The following is a 9,180-nucleotide window of genomic DNA, read 5'->3' as shown; positions in this document are numbered from 1 at the left end:
GGCGCTGAGCCAACCCCCAGCCCGGCCGGCGCTTGAGGCCAGCAGGGACCGGCACGGTCGAGACGGACAGGACGCAAAGGACAGCCCGGCCGGCGCTTGAGGCCAATCAGGGACCGGCACGGGCGAGCCGCGGCGCAGCCACACCCCGCCCCGGCCGATTGGTCGCCCCGCCGGGAACGGGGTAGGTACCCCCAGTCCCGTACCGGCCCGGTACGCGCGAGGAGGAACGATGGAACACGTAGGCCCAGCAGCAGGCGGGGCCCTGGCCGAGGCGTCGGAGGAGTCGGGGGAGCAGGCCGAGCAGGGACGCGGGGAGGGCGCCGGGGGCAGGGAGTGGTGGCGGGCCCTGCGCCGCACCCCGGGGGCGTTCTGGCGGGACGACGTCTCCGACTTCGCGGCGGCGCTGACGTATTACGCGATCCTCGCGGTCATCCCCGCGCTGCTGGTCGTGGTGATCGCCTTCGGGATGGTCAGCCCGGACACGGCGGAGCGGTTCGTGGCGCAGGTGACGGCGTGGGCGCCGGCCAGTTCGGGGGCCTCGCTGCGGGACGTGCTGACGCGGGTGGTGCGGGTCGACTCGACGGCGTGGACGCTGCTGGTGACGGGCGGGGCGAGCGCGCTCTGGTCGGCCTCCAGTTATCTCGCGGTCTCGCGGCGGGCGTTGCACCGGATGCACGGGGTGGCGGACCGCCGCTCGCCGTGGGGGAAGGCGCACCGGATCGTGGCGACGGCGCTGGCCCTGCTGGCGCTGCTGGTGGTCAGCTCGTTGCTGCTGATGCTGACGGAGCCGGTGGCGGAGTCGATCGGGCGGCTGCTCGGGCTGGACGCCGGGGTGGCCTGGGCGTGGAGCGTGCTGCGCTGGCCGCTGCTGCTCTGCCTCGTCGCCTGCCTGGTCGTGGTGGTCTTCCGGAACGGCCCCGTCGCAGCCCGCCGCCGCGCGCACAGCCTGCCCGGCGGCGCCCTCGCGGCGGGTCTGTGGCTGACCGCTTCGGCGGGCCTCGCCGTCTACACCACGGTGCTCAGCACGTACAGCCGCCTCTACGGCTCCCTCGCGGGCATCGTCGTCTTCCTTGTCTGGCTGTGGCTCTCCAACGTGGCCCTGCTGCTCGGCGCCCAGTTCACGGCGGAGCTCAGCCACGCGGAAGGAGAGGGAGGCCCGCCCGCCCGCCGTCCCGCGTCCGGCGATCCGGACGCGGCACCCACGCCTGGCCGGCGCTCCGCTTCCGGCACGCCGCCGTAGACCACCTCGCCCCGGGGGGCGGCGGACGTTTCCCAAATGGACGCGTCGCCCCCTTTTGGCCACCACCTCGACGCTTTCATGGCATTTACCCTGCCATCGCTCCGTTTCCCGTTCGGCGGGGACCGTTGAATATCAGCCGCGGCCAATTGCGGCAATTCCCCGCAGAGACGGCACAGAACCGCTCCGCGTACGGCCTGAACTGCGCGCATGTCATATGACACAAGGTCAGATTGGCTCTACCCATAACTCCCTGACTACCGTTACTTTACGGGGTGTGATTGCTGAACGAGAGATTCCGGTCCCGTACTCCTCCGCTCCGGGCGACCTGCTCTTCGCCACACAGAGCGAAGAACACCGCCGCTGGAGGGAGCTATTCAGCACCGGGGAGTTCGACCACCAGGACTTGGCCCATCACGAACGGGTCGAGTTGTCCTATCGCCGCTTGCGCACGGTTGCGGCGGCGGTGCCGGACGCCCGCCGGCTCTCCCTGAGCGCGACGGCGCTGACCGCGCTCCACGAGTGGGCGGGCCCCGCCGACCCCGGGATGGCCACCCTGGCCTCCATCCACTACAACCTCTTCCTCGGCAGCCTCCTCGACCACGACCACGAGGACCGCGACCTGGACCCGTACGTCCGGATGGACCGGATCGGCACGTTCCTGTGCACCGAGGCCGAGCACGGCAACGACGCCGTGAACATGGAGACGACCGCCGAGTACAACCCCGCCTCCCGCCGCTTCGTCCTCAACACCCCCGGCCCCGGTGCGGCCAAGTGGATGCCCAACACCTCGCTGACCGGCGGTCCGAAGGACGCCGTGGTCGCCGCCCGGCTGCTGGTGGACGGCGATGACCTGGGGGTCTTCCTCTTCCTCACCCCGCTCAGCGACGAGAAGGGCCACCTGCCCGGCGTCCACGTCGAGCGGCTGCCGCACACCGCCGGCGCCCCGGTGGACCACTGCGCGACCACCTTCCGCCACGTCAGCCTGCCCCACAGCGCCATGCTCCAGGGCGACCACGGGCGACTCAGCGTCGACGGGGAGTTCACCAGTGCGCTGGGGAGCCCCCGGATACGTTTTCTGCGCTCCATAGGCCGGGTGGCCATGGGCAAACTGTGCATGGCCGGATACAGCCTTGGCGCGACCCGGCAGGCGGTCGCGATCGCGGTGCGGCACGGCGGCTCGCGGCTGACGTCCGGGATGACCAGGGGGCAGCGCGTCCCCCTCATGGCGCACCGCAGCCACCACGAGCCGCTGCTCGACGCGGTGGCCACCACCTACGCGGCCACCCTGCTGCACCGCTCGGTGATACGCCAGTGGGAGATGGCCGGCCCCGGCGAACGGGACGACGTGGAACGCCTCGTCGCCGTGACCAAGGGGTGGATCACCTGGGCCGCGCGGGACGTCATGACGACCTGCCGGGAGCGGTGCGGGGCGAAGGGCCTGCTGCTCACCCACGGCATCGCGGGTCAGCTGGCCGCCAACGAGGGCACCATCACCGCCGAGGGCGACAACCAGGTCATCTGGGTCAAGGCGGCCGGGGAGATGCTGCTGGGCGGTTTCGCCCCGAAGCCGGTCAGCGAGACCGCGCCGGAGCAGCGGTCACTGCGGGACGGTGCGCACCTGCAGGACCTCATGGCGGACATCGAGCGGATCTGGCACGAGCGCGCCAAGAACCGCCTGCGCGCGAAGGGCGTCCGCGGGAACCCCATGGCCCGCTGGAACGGGGCCGTGTCGCCCGCGCTGGAACTGGTCGACGCCCACGCGCACCGTCTGGCCGGCGAGGCCCTGCTCGAAGCGGCCGACCGGGTCCCCGCCGCCGACGCGGAACGGATCCGCGACCTGCACCGGCTGTTCGCGATGCGCCAGATCGCCGCCCACAGCGGCGAGCTGCTGGCCCGGGAACGGATGACCGCGGCGCAGGTGAAGCGGTTGCCCGACGAGATCGAGCAGGTGGTGGCGGAGCTGGAGCCCCATGCCCTCGCCCTGGTGGAAGGTTTCTGCGTCGCCGACGGCGTGGAGGACGCGAGGTGACGACGCCGGTGCGCCCGCCCGCCTGACCGTCTCGGCCCCGGTACGGGACCTGGGGTGTGCACGCGTACGACGACGGCCCGCCATGTCGCCATGGCGGGCCGTCACCTCTGCGGTTCTCGTACCAGCACCCGTGTCACACGCGGAAGATGTCGAGGAAGGAGCTCCAGAAGCCCTTCCTGCGACCGCCCTCCGACGCCGTGGAGGAGGCGTGCTGGGGTTGCGCGGCGGCGGGCGCCGCCTGCTGCGGGGTGCCGCCCCGGCTCTGGATCGCCGCCGCCATCCGGGTGGCCGGGGTCGGGCTGAAGGCCACCGGGAGGGAGACCATGGCCCGGTGGAAGGGGCCCGGCCGCCACTGGAGCTCCTCCTCGGGGACGCCGAGGACCAGGTCGGGCAGGGCGTTGAGGATCTTCTCGATCGCGGTGACCGCGATGACCTGCGCCGGGTCCTTGGCCGGGCAGGCGTGCGAACCGGCACCCCAGGCCAGGTGGGCCCCGCGTCCCGCGCTGCGGCGGGCCTCCGCGAGCGCCGGGTCGCTGTTGGCCCCGGCGAAGGAGATCAGGACGGGGCTCCCGGCCGGTGCCACGACACCGCCGCCGAAGTCCACGTCCTGCGTGGGGTAGTGGGCGGCGTAGTTGGCGATGGGGGTGCGGTGCCACAGCACGTGGTCGACGGCCTCCTCGACCATCATCCCGGCGCCCCGGCCGTGCTCACCGCCGGAGAGCAGCTCCAGCAGGGCGTTGCCGATGAGGTTGCGCTCCGGCTCGATGCCGGCGCCCATCAACATCACCAGCTGGTCCTTCAGCTCCTCGTCGGTCAGCCCGGCCGGGTGCTGGATCAGCCACGAGATGACGTCGTCGGCCGGCTCGCGGCGCTTGATCGCGATGAGCTGCATCAGGCAGGAGTCGATGCGGGCCTTGGTCCGCACCGGGTCCTTGCCGTCGAACATCGCCGACATGGCGGTGGTGAGGGTGTCGCCGATGTCCGCCGGGCAGCCGAAGATCTTGTTGAACAGCAGCAGCGGCAGCAGCTTCGCGTACTCCGCGAGGAGGTCGGCGCGGCCGCGCTCGCTGAACTGGTCGATGAGGTAGTCGGCGATCGGCTCGACATCCCGGCGGATGCGCGTGATGTTGAGCTTGGCGAGGCTGTCGGTGACCGCCTTACGCAGCCGCAGGTGCACCGACCCGTCGGTGAACAGGCAGTTCGGCCGGTACGCCATCATCGGCAGGACCGGGCTGTCCATCGGGACGCGGCCCTCGTTCAGGGCGGGCCAGCGGCGGGCGTCGCGCGGGAAGAGCGACGGGTTCTGGAGGACGCGCAGCGCCGTCTCGTACCCCACGACGAGCGTCGCGTCGACGCCGGGCGCCAGCTCGACCGGCCCGGCCGGGCCCTGTTCGCGCAGTTGGTCGTAGACCGCCTGGGGGTCGGCGGCGAAGTTGGCGTCGTGCATCGGGCATCTGCCGGCCGGCGCGTACGGGGGGTGGCTTTCCATGGGGTCTCTCTCTGTGTCCCGGGCGTTCCGGGCGGGCGGGGGTACCTGGCGGGCGTCCCGTCGGGGGCGGGGCGGGGGTGCGGCGCGGTCAGGCGACGCGTTCGCGCGTGAGCAGGTGGCGCACCAGGGCGATCAGGGCGTGGGCGGATGACTCGCGGTCGCGGGCGTCGCAGTAGACGACCGGCGTGTCCGGAAGCAGGTCGAGGGCCTCGCGGACCTCGTCCTCGCCGTACCTCTTCTCCGGCGTGAAGCTGTTGACGGCGATGGCGTAGTCCAGGCCGTAGCTCTCGATGAGGTCGATGACCGGGAAGGTCTCCTCCAGCCGGGCCGGGTCGACCAGGAGCAGCGCCCCGAGGGCGCCGCGCGCCGTGTCCTCCCACAGCTGCATGAAGCGCTGCTGCCCCGGTGTGCCGAAGAGGTACAGGACCAGGTCGTCGGCGAGGGTCAGCCGCCCGAAGTCCAGGGCGACCGTGGTGGTGGCCTTGTCGGGAGCGGCGCTCAGGTCGTCGAACTGCACCGACGCCTGGCTCATCTTCTCCTCGGTGCGCAGCGGCTTGATCTCCGACAGCGCGCCGATGAGGGTCGTCTTGCCGACGGCGAAGTGGCCCACCACGAGGATCTTCGCGGCGGTGGTCACCGCCTCGGAGACGTAGAGCGGTCCCCGGGCCGTCTCAGCCGATGAGGGATTGGAGTCCATTCAGAACCTTCTCAAGAGTGTCTCTCTCGACGTTCTGCGCCCGCGGCGGTTCGGCACGGCGCAGCAGGTGGCCCTGGTCGAGTAAATCGGTGAGCAGCAGCCGGGCCACGCCGACCGGCAGGGCGACGTGGGCGGCCACTTCGGCCACGGAGAGGTAACCTCCCGACAGCAGCTCCCAGATGGCCTTGACCTCCGGGGACGCCCCCAGCGGGAGCGTCCGTTCGGGGGCGATGGTGACCAGGGTCTGGAGCGCGAGCTGGTCCGACGCGGGCAGACTGCGCCCGCCGGTGATGACGTAGGACCGGACGAAGTCGCTGGTGACGGAAGCTTCCTCGCCGGGCCTCGTCATGTGTTCACACCGTTGTTCGAGCGTGGCGCCACGCCCATCGCTCTGCTCAGCGCCGCCACCGTCTTCTGCATCCGGATCGACATCGACTCCATGTCCACGTCCACGGCGGCGGAGACCGCCAGGTAGGCGCCCTGGCCCGCGGCGATCAGGAAGATCCAGCCGCCGTCGTACTCCATCAGCGTCTGCTTCCACACCCCGCGTCCGAGGCCGACGAACCCGGCGACGGCGCGGCTGAGCGACTGCATCGAGCTCATCGCCGCCGCGTTGGTCTCGGCCTCGCCGCGCTCGATGCCGTCCGAGCTCTGGAGGAGGAGGCCGTCACCCGAGACGAGGATGGCGTGACGGGCGCCGCGCACTTCCAGCACGTCGTTCAGCACCCACGACAGATCGGTCTTCACTGGTACTCGGGTCCTTCCGTGGTCATCGTGTCCCGGCCGATCCGCGTCCCGCGGGCGAACGCCCCGAGTCGCGACGCGGTCATCTCGCTGTCGGCGGCCGGCGTCTCACCGGTGGTGGCGGGTTCGCTGGGCGCGGCCGCTGCGGCCACTTCGCCTGCGCGCCTGCGGCGCTTGGGCAGGCCGCCGGTGGTGGTGCCCACGACGTGCGAGGTGTGGGCGTCCGGTACGGCCGTCAGGTGCTGCGTCGGCTGGGACGCGGGCATCTCGACGCGGGCGGGGGCCTGGGCGGGCTCCGAGAACTCCGACGTGAGCAGCTCCTCCGGAACACGGATCACCGCGCGCACACCTCCGTAGGGGGACACCGACCCGACGGAGACGGCGAAGCCGTAGCGGGCGGCGAGCATGCCGCTGACGGCGAATCCGACCCGGGGCGGATCCCCGAGACTCGTGATGTCGACGGTCCCGTCGGTGGCCAGCAGCATGGCCGCGCGGTCCTTCGTCTCCTGGTCCATGCCGAGACCGGCGTCGTCCACGATGAAGCAGACGCCGCTGGGGACGGACTGGATGTTGACCTCGACCGGGGTGCCGGGGGCGCTGTAGTTGGTGGCGTTCTCCAGCAGCTCGGCGAGGACGACCGCGACGGGTTCCACGGCCTTGCTGGTCACGGCCACGTTGACCTGCGAGTGGACGCTGACCCGGCCGAAGTCCTTGATACGGCCCTGGGCGCTGCGGGCCACGTCGTACACGGTCGCGGTGCCGTCGCGGCGGCCCAGCCAGCCGCCGCACAGCACCGAGATGCCCTTGGCGCGGCGGGAGAACTGGCTGCCGGTGTGGTCGACGGACATCAGGTCGCCGAGGACCTCGGCGTCGTTGCCGTACTTGTTGAGCAGCCCGTCCAGGAGCAGTTGCTGCTCCTCGGCGAGGGACTGCAGGGTGCCCATGGCCGACTTGAGCACGGCCTTGGTGGCGGACTCGGCGTCGGCGCGGACGTCGGCGACGTCGTGGGCGTGGCGGGCGCCCAGTTCCTGCTGGCGCAGGTGCATGCGGCCGATCTCGCCGCGGGCCTCGGCGAGGCTCCTCTCCAGCTCCCCTTTCCCCCGCCGTAGAGCGAGGTTGGTTCTGCGGGCGCTCAGCACTGCGAGCGCCGCAGCGACCAGAACAGCAAGCAGGATCCACAACAGTGGATCCTGGATGAATGACGTCATGAGACTCTCTTCAAGTCGCATCGCGTCGGAGCTGCGGGCAGCCAAGGGAGCCCGCGACGGGGCCTGCGGGCTCCCTCCGCACGGAAGGCCAAGGCCGCGGGCCGCCTCATACGGACCTCATTGGGGGGACCACACCCGCTCCTCCACGATGGAGCCGTCGCGACTGCCCCCCGTAGCGCGCTATCTCACGCACCGTCAGTCTGCTGAAAGTCAGATGATCGTATCACCGCGTGTGCGGGTTCAGAGTTGTTCGTGGGGTTGGTGGGGGATGCTCACAGGAGCGTCACAACACGCCGTGTCCGGACACCTGTTGGACTTCCAGCCCTGGGGCGGCCTCAAGCGCCGGCCGGGCCGTTTCTCCCATCCCGGCGGCTTGAGGCCACCCAGCCCGGCCGGTCAGGTGCGGCGCCGGGCCCGCCACAGGAGGTACAGGGCCGAGGTCACGGCTGCCGTGCGGAGCAGCACCGGCCAGAGGCCCGTGATCGCGTCGGCCATTCCTGCCTCGGGGATGGGGTCGCCCCAGCGCCCCTCGGTGCGGCCCCAGAGCCAGACAGCCCCGCCCAGCAGGGTGAGGGCGGGGATGCCGAGGGCGGCGAACTTGGCCTGGACGGGGGTGAGTCGCTTGGTGAGGTAGGCGGTGAGCCAGCCGAGGGCGAGGCAGAAGAGGTTGCCGAGGACGGCCCCGGCGACGAGCAGGGCGGCGGCCAGCAGGAGGAGCGGGCTGCCGAGCCCGCCCCCCACGAGGGCGCGCGGCGAGAACCGGCGGCGGGGAGCCGCGGCCACCGGATCGACGGCGACCACCTCCTCGGCCCCGGCGGCCTCGTCGGCCTCGTCCTCCTTGGTGCCGCCCGGGGCAGCGGGTTTCTCCAACCGCAGGCCCGGATTGAGGAGTTCGGGAATCTCCACGCCTCCCTGGAAGCCCGCCACCTCCCCGGGCAGCCGGGTCCCGAAGGTCCCCGCTCCCCCGCCCCCGCCCAGCCCCTCGGGCGTGGCCTCGACCCGCCACCAGTCGGGCGAGGCCCCGGCCAGGTCGGGCCCGGAGACGCCCCGCCCCACATCCTCCAGCCCGGGAACCCGGTGCGGCGCGGGCGGCGCCTCCTCGGCGTCGGCCGGGCGCTCGCGGGGCCCGGGGAACACCTTCCGCAGGCTCGGCTTGCCCGGCTCCGGCTCGGCGGGGCGCGGCGACGGTACGGGGACGTGCGCGGGCGCCTCGGGCGCTGCGGCGGAGGTGGCCGTACCCCCGGCCCGGGCGACCACCTCGGCCGGAGTGCCGAGCTTGCCGAGGGCCCGCCGCACCGCCGCCGGGCTGTCCCCGCCGGGCCGGCCCCGCCGCTGGTCGAGGTCGCGGCGCAACTCCGTGATGAGCCGCATCCGTTCGGCCGCCGGGACATGGCGCTGCTGGGCCAGGTCGCCGACGCGGCTCAGATAGTCGAAGACGAGCTGATCGCTCTCGATGCCCACGCTGCCCCTCACTCCGCTCGACGCCGTGCCGGAGCCAACGGTACGCATCACGGGCCGGTCGCGGGGGCGTTGGGGATGCCCGCGCCGGCTCGGAGCCGTAGGGGCACTCCGCGTACGGGATCCCCACGCACGGGATTCCCGGCAGCGTCCATGCTCCGGGCTGGACCGGACCGGCCCTCGGCGTCCGGGCCGCCGCCGCTCCACTCCGGTGGTGGCGGGGGGGGGCCCGCCCCCCGCCCCCCCGCGGCCCGCCCGCCCGCCGACGAGGTCCGCCCCGGACCTGCCGGGCGCGGTGCCCGTCTCCCAGGACGG

General features: G+C 72.5%; 8 protein-coding genes. 2 read left to right on the top strand and 6 right to left on the bottom strand.

Features of this window, described 5'->3' with window-relative positions:
• Positions 1-229: 229 nt before the first annotated feature.
• Together ACFWMZ_RS25100 and ACFWMZ_RS25095 are read left to right on the top strand one after the other, a co-directional pair.
• Positions 230-1,240: a YihY/virulence factor BrkB family protein gene (locus ACFWMZ_RS25100; protein WP_383204229.1), complete on the top strand. Its 1,011-nt coding sequence runs from the start codon at positions 230-232 to the stop codon at positions 1,238-1,240.
• Positions 1,241-1,454: 214 nt separating this feature from the next.
• The gene (locus ACFWMZ_RS25095; RefSeq protein ID WP_383204226.1) at positions 1,455-3,269 is read left to right on the top strand and encodes an acyl-CoA dehydrogenase; all 1,815 of its coding nucleotides are present in this window, start codon (positions 1,455-1,457) and stop codon (positions 3,267-3,269) included.
• A 133-nt stretch (positions 3,270-3,402) separates the two neighbouring features.
• Here the strand turns inward: ACFWMZ_RS25095 and ACFWMZ_RS25090 are convergent, their stop codons facing one another.
• From ACFWMZ_RS25090 to ACFWMZ_RS25065, 6 genes are all read right to left on the bottom strand, one after another.
• Positions 3,403-4,716 (bottom strand): cytochrome P450, encoded by a 1,314-nt coding sequence (locus ACFWMZ_RS25090; RefSeq protein ID WP_383181978.1) that lies wholly within the window; start codon positions 4,714-4,716, stop codon positions 3,403-3,405.
• A gap of 130 nt (positions 4,717-4,846) precedes the next feature.
• Positions 4,847-5,455 carry an ATP/GTP-binding protein gene (locus ACFWMZ_RS25085; RefSeq protein ID WP_383181966.1) on the bottom strand — a complete coding sequence of 203 codons (609 nt, stop codon included), beginning with the start codon at positions 5,453-5,455 and terminating at the stop codon, positions 4,847-4,849.
• A complete protein-coding gene (locus ACFWMZ_RS25080) occupies positions 5,430-5,804 on the bottom strand; it encodes a DUF742 domain-containing protein (RefSeq protein WP_383181964.1) in 375 nt (124 codons plus the stop codon). Before ACFWMZ_RS25080 ends, ACFWMZ_RS25085 begins: the two co-directional genes overlap by 26 nt.
• On the bottom strand, positions 5,801-6,202 hold the full coding sequence (locus ACFWMZ_RS25075) for a roadblock/LC7 domain-containing protein (protein ID WP_383181962.1): 402 nt from the start codon (positions 6,200-6,202) through the stop codon (positions 5,801-5,803). Before ACFWMZ_RS25075 ends, ACFWMZ_RS25080 begins: the two co-directional genes overlap by 4 nt.
• Positions 6,199-7,407 carry an ATP-binding protein gene (locus tag ACFWMZ_RS25070; RefSeq protein ID WP_383181960.1) on the bottom strand — a complete coding sequence of 403 codons (1,209 nt, stop codon included), beginning with the start codon at positions 7,405-7,407 and terminating at the stop codon, positions 6,199-6,201. The genes ACFWMZ_RS25075 and ACFWMZ_RS25070 overlap by 4 nt, the downstream gene beginning before the upstream one ends.
• A 396-nt stretch (positions 7,408-7,803) precedes the next feature.
• Positions 7,804-8,868 (bottom strand): hypothetical protein, encoded by a 1,065-nt coding sequence (locus ACFWMZ_RS25065; RefSeq protein WP_383204223.1) that lies wholly within the window; start codon positions 8,866-8,868, stop codon positions 7,804-7,806.
• Between the last annotated feature and the right edge of the window lie 312 nt (positions 8,869-9,180).

It is taken from the genome of Streptomyces sp. NPDC058373 (assembly GCF_042723275.1).
GTDB lineage: Bacteria > Actinomycetota > Actinomycetes > Streptomycetales > Streptomycetaceae > Streptomyces.
This window is presented reverse-complemented; position numbering and strand designations above follow the sequence as displayed.